Raw genomic sequence first — 22,778 nt, forward strand, 5'->3', positions numbered from 1 at the left:
CTCACATCCGGAAGACGCCGAACCCGGGTCCGGCGGGGGCGGGGGCGTTGCCGATGGCGGACAGGCACAGGCCGAGGACGGTGCGGGTGTCGCGCGGGTCGATCACCCCGTCGTCGTACAGTCGCCCGGACAGGAAGAACGGCAGCGACTCCGACTCGATCTGCGTCTCGACCATCTGGCGCATCGCCGCGTCGGCCTCTTCGTCGTAGACCTGGCCGCGGGCCTGCGCGGCGGCCCGCCCGACGATCGAGAGCACCCCGGCGAGCTGGGCGGGGCCCATGACGGCCGACTTGGCGCTCGGCCACGAGAACAGGAAGCGCGGGTCGTACGCTCGCCCGCACATGCCGTAGTTGCCGGCCCCGTAGGAGGCGCCCATCACGACGGTGAGGTGCGGGACGGTCGAGTTGGACACCGCGTTGATCATCATGGCGCCGTGCTTGATGATGCCGCCCTGCTCGTACTCTTTGCCGACCATGTAGCCGGTGGTGTTCTGCAGGAACAGCAGCGGGGTGCGTGCGCGGCAGGCGAGCTGGATGAACTGCGCCGCCTTCCGCGACTCGTCGCTGAACAGCACGCCGCGGGCGTTGGCCAGGATGCCGATCGGGTACCCGTGCAGCTCGGCCCACCCGGTGACCAGGCTCTCGCCGTACAGCGGCTTGAACTCGTCGAACTCGCTGGCGTCGACGACGCGGGCGATCACCTCGCGCGGGTCGAACGGGACGCGCAGGTCCTCGGGGACGATGCCGAGCAGCTCTTCCTCGTCGTAGAGGGGAGGCCGGGCGGGGCCCGGCGGCGGGCCCGGCTTGCGGTGGTTGAGGCGCCGCACGATGCGGCGGCCGAGGCGCAGCGCGTCGTGCTCGTCCAGCGCGAGGTGGTCGGCGAGGCCCGAGACCCGGGCGTGCATCTCGGCGCCGCCCAGCGACTCGTCGTCGGCCTCCTCGCCGGTGGCCATCTTGACCAGCGGCGGGCCGCCCAGGAAGACCTTGGCGCGTTCCTTGACCATGACCACGTGGTCGCTCATGCCCGGGACGTACGCGCCGCCCGCGGTCGAGTTGCCGAAGACGATGGCGACGGTGGGGACTCCGGCGGCCGACAGGCGGGTCAGGTCGCGGAACACGCGCCCGCCGGGAATGAAGATCTCTTTCTGGGTGGGCAGGTCGGCGCCGCCCGACTCGACCAGGTTGATCAGCGGGAGCCGGTTCTCCAGCGCGATGTCGGCCGCGCGCAGCGTCTTGCGCAGCGTCCACGGGTTCGACGCGCCGCCGCGCACGGTCGGGTCGTTGGCGATGATCACGCACTCGACGCCCTCGACCACCCCGATGCCGGTGACCACGCTCGCGCCCACGGGGAAGTCGGTGCCCCACGCGGCGAGCGGCGACAGCTCCAGGAAGGGCGAGTCGGGGTCCAGGAGCAGTTCGACGCGTTCGCGGGCGAGCAGCTTGCCGCGCCCGTGGTGGCGCTCGACGTACTTGGGCCCGCCGCCCGCCACGGCCTTGGCCTGCTCGGCCTCCAGGTCGCGCAGTTTGGCCAGCATGGCCTCGCGCCTCGCCCGGTGGTCGGCGCTCGCGGCGTCGAGCCTGCTGTCGATCACGCTTCACTCCCCGGATGCCGGTGGCCTGATCCAGAAGCCTGGCCCAGAAGGTAGTACACCGCACCGACGGTTTCGGCGCGGGACCCGGTCAGCCGCAGTGGGACCAGCCGCTCTTCCACGTGACGGAGCCGTACCCGCCGCCCCAGATCACGCACACATTCTTGGCGGCGAGGCGGACCGGCCCGGCGTAGGCCGTGTAGTTGCCCGTGTCGTTCCCGGTGGCGCCGCCCTTCACCTGGAGGATCGCGATCATCCTGACCTTCTGCGGCACGACGTACTTCGACAGCGTGACGACGCAGTTCTTGCCCGCCGTGGCGTTGTAGAGCAGATAGGCCGTCCCGGAGCCGAACGCGTGGGATTCGAGCACCTTGTACCCCGCCCCGCACACCTGGGCCGCCGTGTACGGGTTCGGCTTGGGCGTGGGTTTGGGGGTCGGCTTCACCGTGGGCTGCGTCGTGGGCGTGACGGTCGGCTTGGGCGTGGGCGTGACGGTGGGCTTGGCCGTCGGGCTCGCCGTGGGCTTGCTCGTCGCGGTCGGCTTCGCCGTGGGGGTCGGCGAGCGCGTGGGCTCGGCCGAGGCGGACGGGGAGTTCGACGGCTTCCTCGACGGCGCCTTCGACGGTGACGGGGACGCCGAGGCCCTCGCGGCGTGGGTCGGCTTGGCCGGGGCGGTGGCCTGGCGGGTCGTCCCGGCCGTGGGGCGGGGCGTGCGGCTCCGCGACGGGTGCGGGGTGCTCGGGACCGGGGAGGGCACGGCCGACGAGATGCCTTCCACCAGCGGCTCGGAGCTCGTGGGCGCGGCCGGTGACGGGGCCGGGGCCGCCGAGGAGGCGACCGTCTGGACGATCAGCGCGCCGCCCGCGGCCAGGACGGCGGCCACCGCTCCCGCCGTGACCGGCATCAGGACGGCCCTGCGCCCGCGCCGCGTCTCGCGCCGGTCCGGCCCGGCCGCCCCGGGCGTTCCCGGCCGTGCGGCCGCCCCCAGTGCGGCCGCCCCCAGTGTGGGCGTCCCCAGTGTGGGCGTCCCCGGAGGGGCGGGGGTCCCCGGCGGGGCGGACGCCCGGCCCATCAGGTGGGCGACGACGTCGTCGGCCGCGGGTCGCCGGGCGGGGTCCTTCGACAGGCACGCGGCCACGATGTCGCGCAGCGGCCCGTCCAGCGCGGACAGGTCGGGACTCTCGTTGAGGATGCGGTTGATCACCGCGGGGATCGAGTCCGCGCCGAAGGCCGGCCGCCCGGTGGCGGCGAAGACCATCGTGACGCCCCAGGCGAACAGGTCCACGGCGGGCGTGACGGGCGCGCCCCTGAGCTGCTCGGGCGCCAGGTACGACGGGGTGCCGAGGGTGTCCTGGGTGATGGTCGCGCCGGGGGAGTCCAGCGCCTTGGCGATGCCGAAGTCGATGACCACGGGGCCTTCCGGGCCCATGAGCACGTTGGCGGGCTTGAGGTCGCGGTGCAGGATGCCCGCCCGGTGGATGGCCGAGAGCGCGGTCGCCGTGCTGATCGCCAGGCGGTCCAGCGCGGCCCCCTGGCGCGGCCCCTCGCGCTCGACGAGCTGGCGCAGGGACGGCCCCGGCACGTACTCGCTGACGATGTAGGGCCGGTTGCCGGCGAGGTCGGCGTGCAGGACGGCGGCGGTGCAGAACCGGGCCACGCGCTGCGCGACCGAGACCTCGCGCAGGAAGCGCCCCCGGGCCTCGGGGTCGGAGGACAGCCGCGCGTGCAGGAGCTTGATCGCCACCTGCCGCCCGTCGGTGGCCCTGCCGAGGTAGACGACGCCCTGGCCGCCCTCGCCGAGGCGCCCGGTGATCTCGAACGCGCCGAGGCGGCGCGGATCTTCGTCCGTGAGCGCCTGTGCCACCCCGACCCCCGATATCCGCCCGTCTGCCCGTTCTGCGAAAGAACGCTACCAGCGAGACACGTGATATCGGGGGTTCATGGTCAGTTCCGCGTCAGATGGCCTTGCCGGGGTTCAGAATGCCCAGAGGGTCGAAGACCTGCTTGATCCCCCGCTGGACCTCGCTCACCACAGGCCCGTTCTCCAGGCCGAGCCAGCGCCGCTTGAGCAGCCCGACGCCGTGCTCGCCCGTGAGCGTGCCGCCGAGGTCGAGCGCGGCGTGGAAGACCTCGTCGGCCGCCGCCCATACGTTCTCCGGCGGCTCGGGCAGGCTCCGGTCGAAGACGAACACCGGGTGCAGGTTCCCGTCCCCGGCGTGCGCGATCGTGCAGATCAGCACGTCGTGGCGGACGGCGGCCCGCTCGACCGCGGAGATCATGTCCGGCAGCACCGAGCGGGGGACGCACACGTCCTCCACCAGGCACGCCCCGAGCCGCTCCTTGGCGGAGTAGGCCAGGCGCCGGATGCCGATCAGCTCCTCGGTCTCCTCCGGCGTTGAGGACACCGCGACGAAGCCGGCCCCGTTCCGCTCGCACAGCCGTGCCATCTCGGCGGCGTCGCCGGGCGCGTCGCCCTCCGCCTGCGCGATCAGCATGGCCTGGACGCCGGGTTCGAGGCCGATGTTCTTCCAGTCGTCGATCGCCTTGAGCGTGTTGCGGTCCATCAGCTCCAGCAGCGACGGCCGGCACCCGGCCGCGACGATGGCGGCCACGGCGTCGCCCGCGGCGCGCAGCGAGGGGAACTCGGCGGCGATGGTGACCGGCGGCAGGGTGGGGGCCCGGCGCAGCCGCAGGGTGGCCGAGGTGATCACGCCGAGCGTGCCCTCCGAGCCGACGAACAGGCCCGTCAGGTCGTACCCGGTCACGCCCTTCATGGTGCGGCGCCCGGTCGAGATGACCCTGCCGTCGGCCAGCACGACCTCCAGGCCGAGCACGGAGTCGCGGGTGACGCCGTACTTCACGCAGCGCAGCCCGCCCGCGTTGGTGGCGAGGTTGCCGCCGATGGTGGAGATCTCGTAGGACGACGGGTCAGGGGCGTACATCAGCCCGTGCTCGCGCGCGGCGCGGTCCAGGTCGGCGGTGATCACGCCGGGCTCGGCGACGGCGATCTCGTCGGCGGGGGACAGCTCGCGGATGGCGGTCATGCGCGCGAGGGACAACGTCACGCAGCCGTCGACGGCCGTCGCGCCGCCCGCGAGCCCGGTGCCCGCGCCCCGGGGGACGACCGGCACGCGGTGCTCGGTGGCCCAGCGCAGGGTCGTGACGACGTCGTCGCGGGTCTGGGCCGTCACGACGCACAGCGGGGTGCCCGGCACGAGGAAGGTCTGGTCGCGGGCGTAGGAGCCGGTGACGTCTGGATCTGTCAGGACTCGTCCGGCGGGGAGGGCGTCGACCAGGTCAGCGAGAGCGTTCACGCCTGTGACTGTACGTTCTCCCTGGAAAACCCGACCAATCAGGTCAAGGGGTGATATGTCTAGTCGTGTGCGCCGGTAAAGGGGGTTGTGGACGTCCCGGAAGCCGCAAACCCCGCCCCCGCCGTCCGATCCGTATGACGATTTCACAACATCCTCGGACGACTTTACTGTAACTTTACTTTTTCCTCTAACGTCCGCTTTGCCGATTCTGGGGCGTTCCATGGTGGACGCACCGGATCTCCACTGCTGGCGCGTCCATCCCGGCGCGCCTTGGACGTCGCCCGGTGAACCCGGGTGAAGCCCGGCCACGGGCGGAGGAGGAATCCTGTTGTCACGTAAAATCAGGCGGCTCGTCGCCGTGCTGCCGGTCGTGGGACTGGCGGCCGCCGGCCTCGCGGTCACGGGTGCCGCGGCGTCGGGGGACACGACGGTCGCCAGGTACGTGCCCAAGGCGAGCGACTACTACATCAACTACGCGCCGCCGCGGGTGCAGAGCGACACCGCGTCGAAGTCCGACGAGAAGGTGGACACCGCCACCGGTAAGCGGCAGGCGGGCACCCCCACTGCCGAGGACATCGACCACAAGTTCGCCGAGGGCAACCCGGTCGCGGCGCGTGAGCTCGCCAAGCACGAGCGCCAGGCCGTCCACACCGGCAAGAACCCCTACGAGTTCCTGTACAAGAAGGCGAAGACGACGAACAAGGCCAAGCTGCTCACGCTGCTGGTCGAGTTCAACGAGAACGCCAACGACGACTTCTCCGGGTTCAGCCACCCGAAGTCGACGGCCAACGCGGACGACTGCGTCACCGAGCCGCCCGGCACCAAGATCAACGGGCCGCTGCACAACACGATCCCGAACCCCGCCCTGGCCGCGGGGGGCGGCAAGGACAACAACTCCATGTGGGTGGCGGACTTCAACAACGCCCACTACAACAACATGCTCTACTCCGGCACGGGCATCACCCAGCGGGTCCGCACGGACCTGAAGGACCCCCGTGACGGCAAGCCGGGCATCGACATCTCCGGCTACACCATGAAGAACATGTACGAGGAGATGTCCAAGGGCGCCTACACCGTCACCGGTGAGGCGATCGGCTGGATCAAGGTCCCGCACTCCGAGGCCTGGTACGGCGCCGGCGCCTGCCACGCCGCCATCCAGGACTCCTCCGGCCACCCCGACAACCCGCGCGGCGCCGCCCAGCTCGGCGTGGACGCCGTGAACGAGCTGGTCAAGGCGAACCCGAACTTCAACTGGTCCGAATACGACCAGGAGGACACCTCCGACGCCGACGGCGACGGCAACTACAACGAGCCCGACGGCGTGATCGACCACCTGGTGCTCGTCCACGCCGGTGAGGACAAGTCCAGCGGCGGCGGCGCCCAGGGCACCTTCGCGATCTGGGCCCACTCCAGCGCGATCCCCGGCGGCTACACCATCCCCGGCACCTCGATCAAGATCTCCAACTACATCGTGCAGCCGGAGAACTCGGGTGTCGGCGTGTTCGCCCACGAGTACGGCCACGACCTCGGCCTGCCCGACCTCTACGACGCGACCGGCTCCGGTGACAGCGACGTCGAGTTCTGGGACCTCATGTCCACCGGCTCCCACTCCGGCCCGATCTTCCAGTCCATGCCGATCCACATGGGCCTGTGGGACAAGTGGGTGCTCGGCTGGGCCAACCCGAAGGTCCTCAACCCCGGTGACGGCACCAAGCTCGTCACCGTGGGCCAGTCCTCGCGCACGCCCAAGCTCACCGAGGACGGCGTCCGGGTCAACCTGCCGGACAAGGACGTCACGCTCACGACCCCGCACAGCGGTACCAACGTCTACTGGGCGAGCAACGACCAGGACTGGGCCGACGTCAAGCTGACCCGCGACATCGCCGTCCCGGCCGGGGCCGACACCAGGTTCTGGTTCTGGAACGACTACACCATCGAAGGCGATTGGGACTTCGGCTTCGTCGAGGTCTCCACCGACGGCGGCACGACCTGGAACGAGCAGAAGATCTACGGCGCGGACGGCGCGCTCGTCTCCACCGACGACGGCTACGCCGACCCGAACAAGCGGCTGAAGGACTACGGCAACAAGAAGTACGGCCTGACCGGCGACTCCGGCGGCTGGCAGCACTACTACGCCGACCTGGCCCCGTTCGCCGGCCAGAACGTCAAGCTCCGCCTCCGGTACGCCACCGACGCCGCCGCCAACCAGCGCGGCTGGTTCGTCGACGACTTCTCGGTCGTCAGCGGCGGCAGCACCGTCTGGAGCGACGACGTCGAGTCCGGCGCGGCCGGCTGGACCGCCGTCAAGGGCACCTTCGTCGACACCACCGGCGCGGGCTGGGTGCAGCACCCGGGCTTCCTGAAGAGCGCCCAGTACTACCTCGCCGAGTGGCGCAACCTCGACGGCTTCGACAAGGGCCTGAACTACACCTACGACACGACCTGGAACCGCCAGGGCGCGTGGAAGGTCGAGAAGGTCCGCTACAACGCCCCGGGCATGCTCGTGTGGCTGCGTGACGCCTCGCTCGGCTACAACAACCCGGCGAGCAACGTCTGGGAGCTGCCGTCCCCGGGCGCCAAGGGCCAGCTCCTGCTGGTGGACTCCCACTTCGACCCGCTGCGCCGCACCGGCGAGGCGGCCACGATCGACACCAGCACGCTGAAGAACATCCCGTCCCGCCCGCAGGCCTCCAACGCGGCCTTCGGTTTCATCAAGACGTACCCCTTCAAGGAGTGCATCGAGGGCGCGGCGTTCACCGAGTACTGCACGCAGTTCCAGCCGCAGAACCCGGTCGCCACGTTCACCGACGCCAAGGGCTGGTACCCCGGCCTGGAGAGCCGCGACACGGGCCTGTTCTACCGGTTCCGCGACGGCTCCGCGGTCGTCCCGTCCAAGAACAACGAGCCGTACTCCCTGCGCGTGGTCAACGCCGACGGCACCCCCGCGACCGACCTGTACGGAGAGGACATCAACGGCTTCACCCTCGGCTCCGGCAACCCCGGTGACGAGGGCAAGCAGCTCGGCGTCAAGATCCAGCTCCTCGCCCCGCTGCCGGGCAACCTCGGCGTGATCGCGCAGTTCACCGCGCCGAAGAAGTAACACCCCCGAAGTAACCCAGCCATAAGGCCTACGGGACGGGTACGGCATCGCCGGGCCCGTCCCGTACGCTGTCCAGGACCTTTCGCGACTGCACGGCATGTCCCCCCGGAAACGCTAAGGACGGAAGATCGGTGAGCGAGCTGCGGAGCAAGGCGGAGCACACGGCGGCGATCCGCGATCTGCGCCGGGCCGTCCTGGTGGTGAACACCCGATCCCGCAAGGGGCGCCACAGCTACTTCGCGTCGCTGCGGCTGCTGGAGGCCGACGGGTTCCGCCCGCTGCGGTCGTACGCGGTCATGGATCCGTCGCGGCTCCCGCAGACGATCAACGAGGCGCTGGACCAGCGGCCCGACCTGCTCGTGGTCGGCGGGGGCGACGGCAGCCTGAGCGAGGCCGTCAAGCACGTCGCCCACCGCGACGTAGCGCTCGGCGTGCTGCCGCTCGGCACCACCAACAACTTCGCCCGCAGCCTCGGCCTGCCCCTCGACCTCGCCCAGGCCGTCAAGGTGTTCAGCAGGGGCAAGGTCGCCGACATCGACCTCGGCATGGCGGGTGACCGCCCCTTCGCCAACCTCGCCAGCTTCGGGGTGTCGGTCGAGGTCGCAGGAACGGTGAAGCCCTGGCTCAAGCGCGCGCTCGGCCGCGCGGCCTACCCGCTGACGGCGCTCGCCGTCCTGCCCGGGCACAGGCCCTTCCGCGCCTTCATCACCGTGGACGGCCGGCGTCACGAGCTGCTGACCCACCAGCTCAACATCGCCAACGGGCGCTACCACGGCGGCTGGCAGATCGCCCGGGACATCAGCATCGACAACCGCCGCCTGGTCGCCTACCAGCTCGGCTCGGGCAAGCGGCTCCGGCTGATCGCCGAGACGATGATGCGGGCGGCGGGCGGGCGCTGGCGCAGCCTGGCGGGCGGGCCGTTCGTCACCGGCGGCGAGATGCTGCTGGAGACCGAGCCCTCCATCGCCGCCGACGTCGACGGCGAGGTCCGCCTGCGCACGCCGCTGACGATCCGCACGATCCCGAACGGCCTGCGGGTGATGGTGCCCCCGCGCTTCGTCGACACCTGATCGGCGGGCACGGCGGCTAGGGACGTGCCGGGTTCCCGCTCGCGCCGGCGCGGGGACGGCCGGCCAGCGAGGCCGCCATCCGGCCGACCGCGTCGGTCACCCGCTCGGGGGACGTCGCGAAGTTGAACCGGGCGAACCCGCGCCCGGGGGCCCCGAACTTCGGCCCGGGGTACACCGCGACGTCGCCCCGCCGCCGGAACCACTCGGCGGGGTCGTCGCCGAGCCCGAGCGCGCGCAGGTCCAGCCAGGCGAGGTAGGTCGCCTGCGGCGGCTGGTACCCGGCCTCGGGCAGCCGCTCGGACAGCAGCTCGCCGAGCAGCGCCCGGTTGGCGGTGAGGTCGGCCATCAGCTCCTCCAGCCACGGCTCGCCCGCGGTGAAGGCCACCTCCGAGGCGATCACGCCGAGCAGCCCGGCGCCGTCGGCCACCTCGGGGGCGATGCGCGCGACGTCGGCGTGGGCCTCCGCGCCGGGGACGGCCAGCGCCGCCTTCAGCCCGGCGAGGTTCCACGCCTTGGAGGCCGAGGCCAGCGTGATCGAGCGCGCGGCGGCCGTGGCGTCCAGCGACCCGAACGGCACGTGACGGGCCCCGTCGTAGACGAGCGGGGCGTGGATCTCGTCCGAGACGACCCGCACCCCGTATCGGTCGGCGAGGGCGGCCAGCGCCAGCAGGTCCTCCTCGCCGAAGACCACGCCGGTGGGGTTGTGCGGGTTGCACAGCAGGAAGGCCGAGGCCCCGGCGGCGAAGTCGCGCTCGAGGGCGGCGAGGTCCAGCCGGTAGCCGCAGGGGGTGAGCACCAGCGGGTTCTCGACGACCTGGCGGCCGATGCGGGGCAGCCAGTGGAAGTACGGGGGGTAGGCGGGGGTGTTGAGCACGACCCGGTCCCCGGGCTCGGTGACCAGGTGCAGCGCCTCGAGGATGCCCGCCATGACGTCCGGCACCAGGCGCATCGCGGCCGGGTCGGGCCGCCAGCCGAACCGGCGCGCGGCGAACCCGGCGAACGCCTCGGGCAGCCCTCCGGCGATGGCGTACCCGGTGTCGCCCCGGCCGACGGCCTCGGCAAGTGCCGCCGCGATCGGCTCGGCGAGCGGGGTGTCCATCTCCGCCACCCACAGCGGCAGCACCTCCGGTGGGTACTCCCGCCACTTGGAGCTGCGCCGTTCCCGGAGCTGGTCGAGGGTGAACGCGGACAGAGGGCCCGCGTGGCCGCCGCCTGTGCTGGTCATGATCATCCTTTCGCCGGGGGCCGTCGGACCCGGCAGGAGGCCCGGTAACCGTCGGTTTCGCGGGTAGATCAGGTCATAGCATAGGTTTTGACGGTTGTGCCGCTCCCACCAGGCCGTAGCGAGGGAAGCCGGCCGTCCACCACATGGCCCCCGACGCCGTGACCGCGAACGCCTCCAGGCCCGTCTGCCGCTCGGCCCAGCCGCAGGCCGCCTCTCCCATGGCGAAGGCCGCGGTGGCCATCGCGTCCGCCCTGGTCAGGGTCTCGGCGACCACGGTGACCGACGCCAGGCCCGTCGCCGGGGCATCGGTGCGCGGGTTCACGATGTGCGGGCCGCGCTCGGCCGTTCCGGACGTCGCCACGGCCAGGTCGCGGCCGGAGACCACGGTGACCAGTTCCCCGGGGCGGCACGGGTGGGCGACCCCCACCCGCCACGGCCGGCCGGGCTCCGGCTCACCCGAGACCCGTACGTCGCCGCCGCCGTTGACGCAGTGCCGCGTCGCGCCCGCCGCGCGAAGGACGGCCGACGCCCGCTCCACCGCCCATCCCTTCACCATGCCCGACGGGTCGAGCCGCCCGCCCGGTGCGCCGGTGAAGTATCCGGAGCTGACCGCCGCCGCCTCCTCGCACAGCGCCAGCACCTCCGCGACCTCGTCCGGGCACTCGGCCAGGGTGATCTCGCCGCGCCCGAGGCGGCTGACCGGGCTGTCCGCGCGGTAGGTCGAGAACACCTCGTCCACCCGGTGGACCAGCCCCACAGCCGCGGCCAGGGCGGCGCGCAGCTCCCCGGACGGCTCGTGCCGCACGTCGAAGGAGAAGACCGTGCCCATGACGTGCTCGACGTGCCGCACTACAGGCCCGCCTTGTCCAGGGCGCTCTGCAGGGAGCCCCGGTAGCCGTCGCTGGTGTAGGTCGCGCCGGACACCGTGTCGATCTGGGCGCTCTGCGCGGCCAGCGCCTCCTGGGTGAGGATCGGCACGGCCACGGAGTTGATCTCCCGGTCGCGGGGGTTGGCGTCCGGCACCACCACGGCCTCCACCGCGGAGATCCGCCCGCCCTCGACGGTGATCCGCACCTGGACCGGGCCCCAGCGGGTGTCGACGGCGGCCCCGGTCACCGTGCGGGAGCGCGCGGAGGTGCCGGAGCCGCTCCGGGTCGGGCCGGAGCCGCCCGCCGACGTCCCGGAATTACTCCCAGAATCGCCCGCGGAGTCGCTCCCGGAATCGCCCGCGGAGTCGCTCCCGGAATCGCTCTCGGAGTCACTCCCGGACGAACCGGATCCGCCGCCATCCTGGGAGGGGACCGGCACCGGGGCGATGGCGGCGGGCGGGCGGCCGGCGGAGGCCACGTCGTGGGGTTTGAAGGACAACAGCAGCACCAGGCCGGCGGCCGTGACGAGCACGGCGAGAACGGCTCTGCGCATGGGATCTCCTCGGATCGGGACGCCGGAGGCCGGCGGTCGGTCAGAACTCGAACGACTCGTGGTGGACGCGGCGGCGCGGCACCCCGGCGCGGCGCAGCGCCGCCACCGCGGCCGCCGTCATGCCGGGCGGCCCGCACAGGTAGACGTCGTGGTCGCGCAGCCCGGGGACCAGCGCGGCGAGCGCCTCCGCCGTGAAAGGGTCGCCGGTCCGCGCCCGCGGGCCGACCAGATAACGCACGGTGGCGCCGCGCGCGGCGGCGATGGCCGACAGCTCGCCGGCGAAGACCACGTCCTGCGGGCCACTCGCCCGGTAGAGCAGGGTCACCTCGCCCGGCACCGTCTCGAACAGCGCCCGGATCGGCGTGATGCCCACCCCGCCCGCGATCATCAGCACCCTGCGCCGGGTCGCCCGTCCCGCGGTGAACGCGCCGTAGGGGCCCTCCGCCGCCACGCGCGTCCCCGGCCGCAGGCGGGCCAGCGTCCGGCTATGGTCGCCCAGGTCCTTGACCGTGATCCTCAGCTCGTGCGGGGAGGGCGCGGCCGACAGGGAGTACGGGTTGGCCGCCCACCACAGGTCCCGCGTGAGGAACCGCCACCGGAAGAACTGCCCGGCCTCGGCCCGCAGCTCGCCCAGGCGGCGGCCGGTGATGTAGACGGAGACGACGTCCGGGGCCTCGCGCACGACGTGCGCGACCCGCAGCCGGTGCCGGAAGGCACGCACCACCGGAGTGAGGAACCGGTACCAGACCAGGAGCGCCCCCACCCCGCCGTACAGCGCGTACCAGGCGATCTGGGCCGGCCGGTTCCCTGCGAACTCGGCGCCGTCGGAGAGCTGGTGGCCGAACGCCAGGGCCGCGGCCAGGTACGTATAGAAGTGCAGGTGGAACCAGGTCTCGTAGCGCATGCGCGGCCGGACGGCCCGGGCGGAGATGACGCCGACCCCGACCAGCAGCAGCACCGCCACCGTCGCCTTCAGCACGTCGGGGTACGACAGCACCAGGCTCGCCGTCTGGGCCGCCACCGAGGTGTGGCCGGTGACGGCGTAGCCCCAGATGATCAGCAGCGTGTGGGCCACGGCGAGACCGACGGTGTACCGCCCACCCATCGCGTGCCAGCGGGCCAGCCGGTCGGCGCCGAGGCTCAGCTCCAGCGCCGGGACCCGCGCCATGAGCGCGAGCAGCACCACGATCGCGTACCCGGCCAGCAGCCCGGTGATCCTTCCCGCGTTCGTCAGCCAGTCGCCGGCCCCGGCCACCACGGGGGTGTCCGCCCACCACAGCGCCACCACGGCCGCCGCCCCCGCGCCGATGAGCGCCAGGGTCACCCTCGCGGCGGCGCCCGGCCGTACGGCCCGCGCCCGGGGCCGGCCCGGGGTGGGGGTGTGCCGCCCGCGCGCCCGTCCCTGGCGGCCGGCGTCGATGGTGGTCACGAAGTGCTCCCTTCGTCGGGTTCACCGGCCACCGTGCCAGCGCAATCTCTGCGTTTCCTCTCAGGGACGGCCGTTCAGAGGATTCTCAGAGGAATCGCATAGGGTGCGTTGCGGTGCGGACGGCACCCTGGAAGTCACCATGGAGGAGATCACGGCACCCCCGGTCACGGGGCTGGTACGCCCCGACGGCACGCCCGTGCGCGTGCTGGTCGTCGACGACGAGCCCGACCTCGCCGAGGTCCTGAGCGCGGTCCTGCGATACGAAGGCTGGCAGGTGCGGGTGGCCGGCGACGGCGCGTCCGCGCTGAGGACGGCCCGCGAGTTCACGCCCGACGCCGTCGTCCTGGACGTCATGCTGCCCGACATCGGCGGTCTGGAGGTCCTGCGCCGGCTGCGCGCGGAGATCCCCCAGGTCTGCGTGCTGTTCCTGACCGCCAGGGACGCGGTGGAGGACCGGATCGCCGGGATCACCGCGGGCGGCGACGACTACGTGACCAAGCCGTTCAGCCTGGAGGAGGTCCTCGCGCGGCTGCGCGGCCTGCTGCGGCGGGCCGGCATGGCCCGCGCGGGCGAGGGCGGCAGGCTGGTCGTCGGCGACCTGGTCATGGACGAGGACGCGCGCGAGGTCACCCGGGCCGGGCAGCTGATCGACCTGACCCCGACCGAGTTCGAGCTCCTCCGCTTCCTCATGCGCAACCCCCGGCGTGTGCTCAGCAAGGCGCGGATCCTCGACCGCGTGTGGTCCTACGACTTCGGCGGGCAGGCGCACGTCGTCGAGCTGTACATCTCCTACCTGCGCAAGAAGATCGACGCCGAGGCGCCCCCACTGATCCACACGGTCCGCGGCGTCGGGTACGTGATCAAACCGGCGTCCGGATGATCCCCGCGCGGGCACGGCGGGTGCGCGGGCTGCCGGCGACCATGCGGGGCCGGCTGATCGCCGGGCTGCTGGTGCTTCTGGCCTGCGCCTGCGCGGCGGTGGGCGTCGCCAGCGTCCTCGCCCTGGGCCGTTCCCTGCACGCGGGCATCGACCGCCAGCTCGCCCAGGCCGGGGGCAGGTTCGCCGCCAGCCTGGAGCACTCCGCGGCCCAGCCGGGGAAAGACCGGTACGCCGCCGGGGGCGACACCCGCGCCCAGGCCGCGGGCACCTTCGGCGCCCGGGTGCTGAACGGGACGGTGACCCACGCCGGGGTGGTGAGCCCCCGCCGCGACATGGACGACGTCTCGGCCGCCGGGGCCGTGCCGACCCTTTCCGCCGAGGACCGCGCGAAGCTCGCCGGGCTGCCGGCGGACGGGCGCGGGCGCAGCGTCAAGCTCTCCTGGCTCGGCGACTACCGGCTGATGGCCGTGCCCGGGGCCGACGGCGACACGCTCGTCACCGGGCTTCCGCTCGTGGAGGCCGAGGGGATCGTCCACCGGCTCCAGGCCGTGGAGGGCGTGGTCTTCGCCGTCGCCCTGGTCGTCACCGGCGTCGCCGGGGCCCTGTGGGTGGGCGCGGCGCTGCGCCCGCTGCGCCGGGTGGCCGCGACCGCGCGGGACGTGACCGGGCTGCCGCTCGCCGACGGCGAGGTGGCGCTGCCGGACGGCGTCTCGTACACCGACCCGCGCACCGAGGTCGGGCAGGTGGGCGCGGCGTTCAACCGGATGCTGGAGCACGTCGGCGACGCCCTGGCACGTCGGCACGCCGTGGAGCAGCGCCTGCGGACGTTCGCCGCCGACGCCGGCCACGAGCTGCGCACGCCGCTGGCCGCGATCCGCGGGCACGCCGAGCTGGCCCGCCGCCACCCCGGCCCCGTGTCGCCCGAGGTCGGGCGGGCGCTCGACCGGATCCAGGCCGAGTCCGTGCGCATGGGCCGGCTCGTCGAGGACCTGCTGCTGCTCGCCCGCCTGGACGCCGGGCGCCCGCTGCTGCGCGACGAGGTCGACCTGACCCGGCTGGTCCTGGACGCCACCGGGGACGCCCGCGTGGCCGGGCCCGATCACCGCTGGCGGCTCGACCTGCCCGAGGAGCCGGTGATGGTCCGCGGGGACGCCGACCGGCTCCACCAGGTGCTGGCCAACCTGCTCGACAACGCCCGCAGGCACACCCCGGCGGGCACCACCGTGCTGATCACCGTGCTGGTCCGGGCGGCCGCCGCGGCGGACGGGACGCGGGTGGAGCTCTCGGTGACCGACGACGGGCCCGGCTTCCCCGAGGAACTCGCGGGGGAGATCTTCGAGCGATTCGTCCGCGCAGACCAGGGCCGGTCACGGGCCTCGGGCGGCACGGGGCTCGGGCTGGCGATCGTCCGGGCGGTGGTGGCCGCGCACGGCGGCTCCGCCGAGGCCGAGAGCCGCCCCGGCCGCACGGTCTTCCGCATCCTGCTCCCCGCGCCGGGGCCCGCTCCGCACCCCTGACGGGCGGTTCTGTTCGTTCGCGGCGGCGTGACACCATGGGCCGGGTGAGCCGTCCCCGCGCGGCGGCCACAGCGAGGAGAGTCGGACGTCCATGGATTTCGAGCTGAACGAGGAGCAGCGGCTGTTCCAGCGCACGCTGCGCGAGTTGAGCGCCCCCGCCGGGACCGTGCCGGGCTGCCCGTTCTGTGAGATCGCCGCCGGGACGCTGGCCGCGCACGTCGTCCACGCCGACGACGTCGCCGTGGCGTTCCTCGACGCGCGCCCGGTGTTCAAGGGGCACGTCCTGGTCGTCCCGAGGACGCACGTCGAGACCCTTTCCGACCTGCCCGTGGACGCGGTCGGCCCGTTCTTCACGCGGGTGCGGGAGCTCGCGCGCGCCGTCGAGGAGGGCCTCGGGGCGGCGGGCACGTTCGTGGGGATGAACAACAAGATCAGCCAGAGCGTCCCGCACCTGCACGCGCACATCGTCCCCCGCAACCGCAAGGACGGCCTGCGCGGCTTCTTCTGGCCCCGGACGAAGTACGCCGACGACGCCGAGGCCGCCGCCTACGCCGCCAAGGTCGCCGCCGAGATGCTGGGAACGGGGCAGGCCCCGGGCCGCGAGGTGGAGTAGGCTGCGGCCGCGTGGAACCGCTGCTGGCCGTCCCCGTCGTGCTGGTCCTCCTGGGCGTTCCCTCGGTCGTGCTCTGGCGCATGCTGCGCGGCCGGCGCGAGCTCGGCACCAGCCCCGCCGAGCGTGCCACCTTCGAGACGCTGCACACCGCGTCCCTGGCCGCGCCACCCCTGCGCGCCGGGCTCACCGCGGCCGGCGCGCTCAAGGCGTCCCGCTACCTGCGCGAGCTGCTCGGCTCGCCCGCCATCGCGATCACCAGCGGCGAGGAACTGCTGGTGTACGACGGGGCGGGGGAGCACCACGCGCACGACGCCTTCGCCCACGCCGCCGAGACCCTGCGCGACGGCCGCATCCAGGTGCTCGGCCCCGAGGCCGTCGCCTGCGACCTGCCCGAGTGCCCGGTGCGGTACGCCGTCGTGGTGCCGCTCACCACCGACGATCGGGTGGTCGGCTCGCTCGCGGCGTACGGCGGCCACGCCTCGGCGGGACTGGTCCGCGCCACGCAGGAGGTCGCCACCTGGGTCGACTCGCAGCTGGAGCTCGCCGAGCTGGACCGCTCGCGCACGCTGCTGATCGAGGCCGAGGTGCGGGCGCTGCGCGCGCAGATCTCCCCGCACTTCATCTACAACTCGCTGACGACGATCGCCTCGTTCGTCCGCACCGACCCCGAGCGCGCCCGCGAGCTGCTGCTCGACTTCGCCGACTTCACCCGCTACTCCTTCCGCCGCCACGGCGACTTCACGACGCTCGCCGAGGAACTGCGCTCGATCGACCGCTACCTCACCCTGGAACGCGCCCGCTTCGGCGACCACCTGCTGGTGACGCTGCGCATCGCGCCCGAGGTGCTGCCGGTGGCCGTCCCGTTCCTGTGCCTGCAGCCGCTGGTCGAGAACGCCGTGCGGCACGGCCTTGAGGGCAAGCCCGGCGTCGGCCACATCACGATCATCGCCGAGGACGCCGGGGCCGAGTGCCGCATCAGCGTGGAGGACGACGGCATCGGCATGGACCCCGAGCGGCTGCGGCGCATCCTGGCGGGCGACCCCGACGAGCGGTCGGGCACCAGCGGCGTCGGCCTGGCCAACGTGGACGAGCGGCTGCGCCAGGTGTACGGCGATGAGTACGGCCTGGTGGTGGAGACGGCGCTCGGCGCGGGGGCCAAGGTCAGCGTCCGGCTGCCGAAGTACCGGCAGGGCGTCTCGGTCTAGCCGGCCGAGTCCGCCGTCTCCGGATAGTTATCGAAGTATGCGCAGGTCCGGGCCGCGACCGGTTGACTTCCCGGCCCGGATTCATCACGCTCGAAAAACATTCCTCAGAATTGACCGGCGAATGGATGTGACGTGACCGCGCTGCGCGTGCTGGCGGTGGACGACGAGCAGCCGGCGCTGGAGGACCTGGCGTACCTGCTGCGCGCCGATCCCCGCATCGGCGAGGTGGCGACGGCGCGCGACGGGGCCTCGGCGCTGAAGATCCTGGACCGCGCCATGGCCGACGGCCGGCCCATCGAGGCGGTGTTCCTGGACATCCGCATGCGCGGGCTGGACGGCGTCGTGCTCGGCCGCCTGCTCACGCAGTTCGCCCGCCCGCCCCGGGTCGTGTTCGTCACCGCGTACGAGGACCACGCGGTGGACGCCTTCGAGATCAAGGCCGAGGACTACCTGCTCAAACCGGTCAGGCCGGAGCGGCTCGCCGAGGCGATCCGCCGGGTGTGCGCGGCCGTCCCCGACGCCGCCGTCCCCGGGCCCCGGCTCCCGGAGGAACCCGGCCGCGCCACGCCGGACGCCGACACGATCCCCGTCGAGCTGGCGGGCGTGACCCGGTTCGTGGCCAGCTCCGACGTCCGCTTCGTCGAGGCGCAGGGCGACTACGCCCGGCTGCACACGCCCACCGGCAGCCACCTGGTGCGCATCCCGCTGGCCGCCCTGGAGGAACGCTGGGCCGGCGCGGGGTTCGTCCGCGTCCACCGCAGCCACCTGGTCGCCGTCAAGCACATCGACGAGCTGCACATCGACTCGGGCCGCTGCACGGTGCGCATCGGCGAGACCGAGATCCCGGTGAGCCGCCGGCATACGCGCGAGCTGCGCGACCTGCTGGTGCGCCGCGCCCGCAAGGGCCGTGCCGAATGAGACCGAATGAGACCGAATGAGACCGGATGAGACCGGATGTTGCCGGACGCGGCCGGATGAGGGCGAAGTGACGCCGCGATGACGCCGCACAAAGGCCCGCCGCGCCGCGAGGTCGTGACCAGCCCGCGCACCCGGGCCGCCCGCCGCCCCCGGTACCCGGCCACGATGGAGATCGACGAGCAGACCAGCCTCGGCGAGGTCTACATGCGCTCGCTGATCCGCACCCAGTTCCGGCTGGCGCTGTTCGTGTGCACGGTGCTCGCGTGCCTGATCGGCGGCCTGCCACTGCTGTTCATGCTGGTCCCCGCGCTGCGCGAGGCCCGTCTGCTCGGCCTTCCTCTGCCCTGGGTGGTGCTCGCCGGGCTGATCTACCCCGCGTTCGTCGCCGGGGCCTGGCTGTACGTGCGCAGCGCCGAGCGCAACGAGCGCCACTTCGCCGACCTGGTCGAGCGCGAGTGAGCGCTGGGCGGGCGCGGTGAGCGCCGGGCTCGGCCTGACCGCCGTGCTGATCGTGGTCGTGGCCGCGCTCCTCATCGGCGCGTTCGGGCTGCGGCTGTCGCGCACGACCTCCGACTTCTACGTGGCCTCCCGGACGGTCTCGCCGCTGTGGAACGCCTCGGCGATCGGCGGCGAGTACCTCTCGGCGGCGTCCTTCCTCGGCATCGCCGGGCTGATTCTCGCCTACGGGGCCGACATGCTCTGGCTGCCGGTGGGGTGGACCGGCGGCTACCTGGTGCTGCTCGTGCTGGTCTCGGCGCCGCTGCGCCGCTCCGGCGCGTACACGCTGCCCGACTTCGCCGAGGCCCGGCTGGAGTCGATGGCCGTGCGCCGCGTGGCCAGCGTGCTGGTCGTCCTCATCGGCTGGCTCTACCTCATGCCGCAGTTCCAGAGCGCCGGCCTGGTGTTCCGCGAGATCACCGGCGCGCCCGCGTGGGTCGGCGGCCTGCTGGTGGCCGTCGTCGTCGGGGTCAACGTGCTGTCCGGCGGCATGCGGTCCATCACGTTCGTCCAGGCGTTCCAGTACTGGCTCAAGCTGACCGCGCTGGCGCTGCCCGTGGCGTTCCTGCTGCTCGCCTGGAACCACGCCGGACGCCCCGCCCCGCACGGGGACGTCCCGCCGGTGTTCGCCGAGGCGGTGACGGTCGCGGTCGGCGCCGACGTCACCGTGCGCGTCCAGCGGCCCGTGACGGTCACCGCGACCGGACGGGTGGACGGCCGCGCCGTCCGGGGAGAGCCCGTCGCCCTCGGCCCCGGCCCGCACCGCATCGCCCACGACACCACCGTCACCTTCCCCGCCGGCACGCCCGTGCCGCACGTCGCGGACCTGCCGGTGCTCAGCGACCACGAGTGGGCGCTGCCGCTGCACGGCCGCGAGCACCCGGTGTACGCGACGTACTCGCTGATCCTCGCGACGTTCCTCGGCACCATGGGCCTGCCGCACGTGCTCGTCCGCTTCTACACCAACCCCGACGGGCGGGCCGCGCGCAGGACGACGCTCGTCGTGCTCACCCTGCTCGGCGCCTTCTACCTGATGCCCGCCATCTACGGCTTCCTCGGCCGCCTCTACACGCCCGAGCTGCTGATGACCGGGCGCACCGACGCGGTCGTGCTCACCCTGCCCGGGCGGCTGGTCGGCGGCATGGCCGGCGACCTGCTCACCGCGCTCGTCACCGCGGGCGCGTTCGCCGCGTTCCTGTCCACCTCGTCCGGGCTCGCGGTGTCGGTGGCGGGCGTTATCGGGCAGGACATCCTGCGCGGGGGAGTGCCGTCCTTCCGCGCCGCCACGCTCATGGCGATCAGCGTGCCGCTCGTGCTCGCCACCGTCGCCCGCTCGTTGGCCGTCGCCGACGTCGTGGGCTTCGCCTTCGCGGTGGCCGCGTCCTCGTTCTGCCCGCTGCTCGTGCTCGGCATCTGGTGGCGCAGGCTGACCACCACCGGCGCGATGGCGGGCCTGCTCATCGGCGGCGGGCTGGCCGGCGGCGCCGGGTTCGCCGTCATCGCCGGGGGCCCCACGACGGGCTGGGCGGGCGCGCTGCTCGCCCAGCCGGCGGCGTGGACGGTGCCGATCTCGTTCCTCGTGATGATCGCCGTCTCGCTGCTCACCCCCGGCCGCACCCCGCGGGGCGTCGCGCGTACGATGGTGCGGCTGCACGCGCCCGACACGCTGGACGTCAACCGCGGCGACTGGAGTCCGCGCTCCACGTGAGCGCCCGCGCTCGACCCGGCGGCGCCGGCGGACCGCTCGTCGCGTGTAACGAACCTTTCGTCGCAAGGCGGCCCCCTGTGAGCGATGGGTCGGGGCGGCTTGGCGAGAACGCCGCCCGGCGCCCTTCGCGGCTCCTCACGATCCTCTTACGGTGAGCGTGATCCAAGTCACCATGTGGGAGGTCACGTGACCACTAGACAAGATGAATCCTCCGGGTACGAACAGGTGCAGGCCGGCGCCGAGTTCCAGGAGCTGCGCCGGCGTTACCGCAACTGGGCCTTCCCGGTGACCGTGGCCTTCCTCGTGTGGTACCTGCTGTACGTCGTGATGTCGGCGTGGGCGCGCGGGTTCATGGGCACCAAGGTCCTCGGGGACATCAACGTCGCGCTCATCTTCGGGGCCCTGCAGTTCGTCTCCACGTTCCTGATCGCCTGGCTGTACGCGCGGCACGCCGACAGGAAACTCGACCCGCTGGCCGACAAGCTCCGCGGCGAGATCGAGGGGGTGCGCGGTGAGTGACCACGCGCTGTCCATCACGCTGTTCGTGCTCTTCGTCGCCGCCACCCTCGCCATCACCTTCTGGGCCAGCCGGCAGAACCGCAGCGCCAGCGACTACTACGCGGGGGGCCGGTCGTTCAGCGGCTTCCAGAACGGCATGGCCATCGGCGGTGACTACATGTCGGCGGCGTCGTTCCTCGGCATCGCGGGCATCATCGCCCTGTCCGGAATCGACGGGTTCCTGTACTCGATCGGCTTCCTGGTCGCCTGGCTCGTGGCGCTGCTGCTCGTCGCCGAACTGATGCGCAACTCGGGCAAGTACACGATGGCCGACGTGCTGGCCTTCCGGATGAGCCCGCGCCCGGTCCGCACCGCCGCCGGCGTCTCCACCATCGTCGTCAGCATCTTCTACCTGCTCGCGCAGATGGTCGGCGCGGGCGCGCTGGTCGGCCTGCTGTTCGGCATCACCTCCACCGCGGGCAAGGCCCTCACCATCGTCGTCGTCGGCCTGCTGATGATCATCTACGTGGTGGTCGGCGGCATGAGGGGCACCACCTGGGTGCAGATCGTCAAGGCCGTGCTGCTGATGGCCGGCGCCGCCCTGATCACCCTGCTCGTGCTCGGCCACTTCGGCTTCAACCTGTCCGACCTGCTCGGCACGGCCGCCCAGCAGAGCGGCAAGGGGGACGCGTTCCTCAACCACGGGCTCAAGTACGGCGTCGAGGCCAAGGGGCTCGCGAGCAAGCTCGACCTGATCAGCCTGGGCCTCGCGCTGGTCCTTGGCACGGCCGGCCTGCCGCATATCCTCATCCGCTTCTACACCGTGCCCACCGCCAAGGACGCCCGCAAGTCCGTCCTGTGGGGCATCGGCATCATCGGCGTCTTCTACCTGTTCACCCTGGTGCTCGGCTTCGGCGCCGCCGCGCTGGTGGGCAGCAAGGCCATCGCCGACCAGAACAAGGCGGGCAACACCGCGGCCCCGCAGCTCGCCCTGAAGATCGGGCAGCTGCTGTTCGGCGACGTCGGGGGCACGATCCTGCTCGCCGTCATCGCCGCCGTCGCCTTCGCGACGATCCTCGCCGTCGTGGCGGGCCTGACGCTGGCCTCCTCGTCCAGCTTCGCCCACGACCTGTACGCGCACGTCTTCCGGCGGGGCAACGCCACCGAGCGGCAGGAGATCACGGTGGCGCGGATCTCGGCCCTGGTCATCGGCGCCGTCTCCATCGGGCTCGGCATCCTCGCCCAGAGCCTGAACGTCGCGTTCCTGGTGGCGCTGGCCTTCGCCGTCGCCGCGTCCGGCAACCTGCCCGCGATCCTCTACAGCCTGTTCTGGAAGCGGTTCAACACCGCCGGAGCGGTCTCGGCGATCTACGGCGGCCTGCTGTCCGCCGTCATCCTGGTGATCTTCTCCCCGGTGGTGTCGGGGTCGGCGACGGCGATGTTCCCCGACGTCGACTTCCACTGGTTCCCGCTGGAGAACCCCGGACTGGTGTCGATCCCGATCGGCTTCCTGTGCGGCTACCTCGGGACGGTCCTGAGCAAGCGGTACGACTCGGTGAAGTACGCGGAGATGGAGGTCCGTTCCCTCACCGGCGCGGGCGCCGAGAAGGCCACCTCGCACTGACGCCCCCGGCGGGCCGCCGCCACGGCCCGCCGGTCCCGCGGCGGCGACCCTCGTCGCCGCCGCCCGAGGCCCGGTCGCGGGCACCCCCTCCCTCTCACGAGGCCCGCGACCGGGTCTCGCCGTATTCGTCCGATTTTGATCTACTTTGTAAAGGCGGCGCGTTGTCCGA

At 72.7% G+C, this 22,778-nt stretch carries 18 protein-coding genes; 11 read left to right on the forward strand and 7 right to left on the reverse strand.

Annotation, left to right across the window (positions count from 1 at the left end):
* Position 1: 1 nt before the first annotated feature.
* The 3 genes from AB0M95_RS05155 to AB0M95_RS05165 all read right to left on the reverse strand — a co-directional run bounded on the left by AB0M95_RS05155 (position 2) and on the right by AB0M95_RS05165 (position 4,902).
* On the reverse strand, positions 2–1,534 hold the full coding sequence (locus AB0M95_RS05155; protein ID WP_363759794.1) for a carboxyl transferase domain-containing protein: 1,533 nt from the start codon (positions 1,532–1,534) through the stop codon (positions 2–4).
* A 145-nt stretch (positions 1,535–1,679) separates the two neighbouring features.
* Positions 1,680–3,452, reverse strand: coding sequence for a protein kinase (locus AB0M95_RS05160; protein WP_363759716.1), 1,773 nt, complete (start codon positions 3,450–3,452; stop codon positions 1,680–1,682).
* A 91-nt stretch (positions 3,453–3,543) separates the two neighbouring features.
* Positions 3,544–4,902: an FAD-linked oxidase C-terminal domain-containing protein gene (locus AB0M95_RS05165; RefSeq protein ID WP_363759719.1), complete on the reverse strand. Its 1,359-nt coding sequence runs from the start codon at positions 4,900–4,902 to the stop codon at positions 3,544–3,546.
* A gap of 328 nt (positions 4,903–5,230) precedes the next feature.
* Here AB0M95_RS05165 and AB0M95_RS05170 point away from each other — a divergent pair, with 328 nt between their 5' ends.
* Together AB0M95_RS05170 and AB0M95_RS05175 are read left to right on the forward strand one after the other, a co-directional pair.
* Complete coding sequence (locus tag AB0M95_RS05170; RefSeq protein WP_363759722.1) at positions 5,231–8,002, forward strand: immune inhibitor A domain-containing protein; 2,772 nt, start codon at positions 5,231–5,233, stop codon at positions 8,000–8,002.
* Positions 8,003–8,133: 131 nt separating this feature from the next.
* A complete protein-coding gene (locus AB0M95_RS05175) occupies positions 8,134–9,072 on the forward strand; it encodes a YegS/Rv2252/BmrU family lipid kinase (RefSeq protein ID WP_363759725.1) in 939 nt (312 codons plus the stop codon).
* A 16-nt stretch (positions 9,073–9,088) separates the two neighbouring features.
* On the opposite strand, the gene AB0M95_RS05180 is transcribed toward AB0M95_RS05175, so the two are convergent.
* From AB0M95_RS05180 to AB0M95_RS05195, 4 genes are all read right to left on the reverse strand, one after another.
* Complete coding sequence (locus AB0M95_RS05180) at positions 9,089–10,297, reverse strand: aminotransferase class I/II-fold pyridoxal phosphate-dependent enzyme (RefSeq protein WP_363759728.1); 1,209 nt, start codon at positions 10,295–10,297, stop codon at positions 9,089–9,091.
* 73 nt (positions 10,298–10,370) lie between these two features.
* Positions 10,371–11,147 carry an FAD:protein FMN transferase gene (locus AB0M95_RS05185; protein WP_363759731.1) on the reverse strand — a complete coding sequence of 259 codons (777 nt, stop codon included), beginning with the start codon at positions 11,145–11,147 and terminating at the stop codon, positions 10,371–10,373.
* Positions 11,147–11,719, reverse strand: a complete 573-nt coding sequence (locus AB0M95_RS05190) for an FMN-binding protein (RefSeq protein WP_363759735.1) — start codon at positions 11,717–11,719, stop codon at positions 11,147–11,149. Before AB0M95_RS05190 ends, AB0M95_RS05185 begins: the two co-directional genes overlap by 1 nt.
* A gap of 40 nt (positions 11,720–11,759) precedes the next feature.
* Positions 11,760–13,148, reverse strand: a complete 1,389-nt coding sequence (locus tag AB0M95_RS05195) for a ferredoxin reductase family protein (protein ID WP_363759738.1) — start codon at positions 13,146–13,148, stop codon at positions 11,760–11,762.
* 139 nt (positions 13,149–13,287) lie between these two features.
* Between AB0M95_RS05195 and AB0M95_RS05200 the strand changes: the two genes are divergently transcribed.
* From AB0M95_RS05200 to AB0M95_RS05240, 9 genes are all read left to right on the forward strand, one after another.
* Entirely contained in the window at positions 13,288–14,028 is a 741-nt protein-coding gene (locus AB0M95_RS05200; protein ID WP_363759741.1) for a response regulator transcription factor, read from the forward strand.
* On the forward strand, positions 14,025–15,545 hold the full coding sequence (locus tag AB0M95_RS05205; protein WP_363759744.1) for a HAMP domain-containing sensor histidine kinase: 1,521 nt from the start codon (positions 14,025–14,027) through the stop codon (positions 15,543–15,545). The genes AB0M95_RS05200 and AB0M95_RS05205 overlap by 4 nt, the downstream gene beginning before the upstream one ends.
* A gap of 91 nt (positions 15,546–15,636) precedes the next feature.
* Positions 15,637–16,158, forward strand: a complete 522-nt coding sequence (locus AB0M95_RS05210) for an HIT family protein (RefSeq protein WP_363759747.1) — start codon at positions 15,637–15,639, stop codon at positions 16,156–16,158.
* 11 nt (positions 16,159–16,169) lie between these two features.
* Positions 16,170–17,363: a histidine kinase gene (locus AB0M95_RS05215; protein WP_363759750.1), complete on the forward strand. Its 1,194-nt coding sequence runs from the start codon at positions 16,170–16,172 to the stop codon at positions 17,361–17,363.
* A 132-nt stretch (positions 17,364–17,495) separates the two neighbouring features.
* Complete coding sequence (locus AB0M95_RS05220) at positions 17,496–18,281, forward strand: LytTR family DNA-binding domain-containing protein (RefSeq protein WP_358509283.1); 786 nt, start codon at positions 17,496–17,498, stop codon at positions 18,279–18,281.
* Positions 18,282–18,359: 78 nt separating this feature from the next.
* Positions 18,360–18,740 (forward strand): hypothetical protein, encoded by a 381-nt coding sequence (locus AB0M95_RS05225; RefSeq protein WP_358509280.1) that lies wholly within the window; start codon positions 18,360–18,362, stop codon positions 18,738–18,740.
* A 16-nt stretch (positions 18,741–18,756) separates the two neighbouring features.
* The gene (locus tag AB0M95_RS05230; RefSeq protein WP_363759754.1) at positions 18,757–20,487 is read left to right on the forward strand and encodes a cation acetate symporter; all 1,731 of its coding nucleotides are present in this window, start codon (positions 18,757–18,759) and stop codon (positions 20,485–20,487) included.
* Between the two features lie 186 nt (positions 20,488–20,673).
* Positions 20,674–21,006, forward strand: coding sequence for a DUF485 domain-containing protein (locus AB0M95_RS05235; RefSeq protein WP_363759757.1), 333 nt, complete (start codon positions 20,674–20,676; stop codon positions 21,004–21,006).
* Positions 20,999–22,609, forward strand: coding sequence for a cation acetate symporter (locus AB0M95_RS05240; protein ID WP_363759760.1), 1,611 nt, complete (start codon positions 20,999–21,001; stop codon positions 22,607–22,609). Before AB0M95_RS05235 ends, AB0M95_RS05240 begins: the two co-directional genes overlap by 8 nt.
* The last annotated feature ends 169 nt before the right edge of the window (positions 22,610–22,778 follow it).

This window comes from Sphaerisporangium sp. NPDC051017, assembly GCF_040683095.1.
In the GTDB taxonomy this organism is placed as follows: Bacteria; Actinomycetota; Actinomycetes; order Streptosporangiales; family Streptosporangiaceae; genus Sphaerisporangium.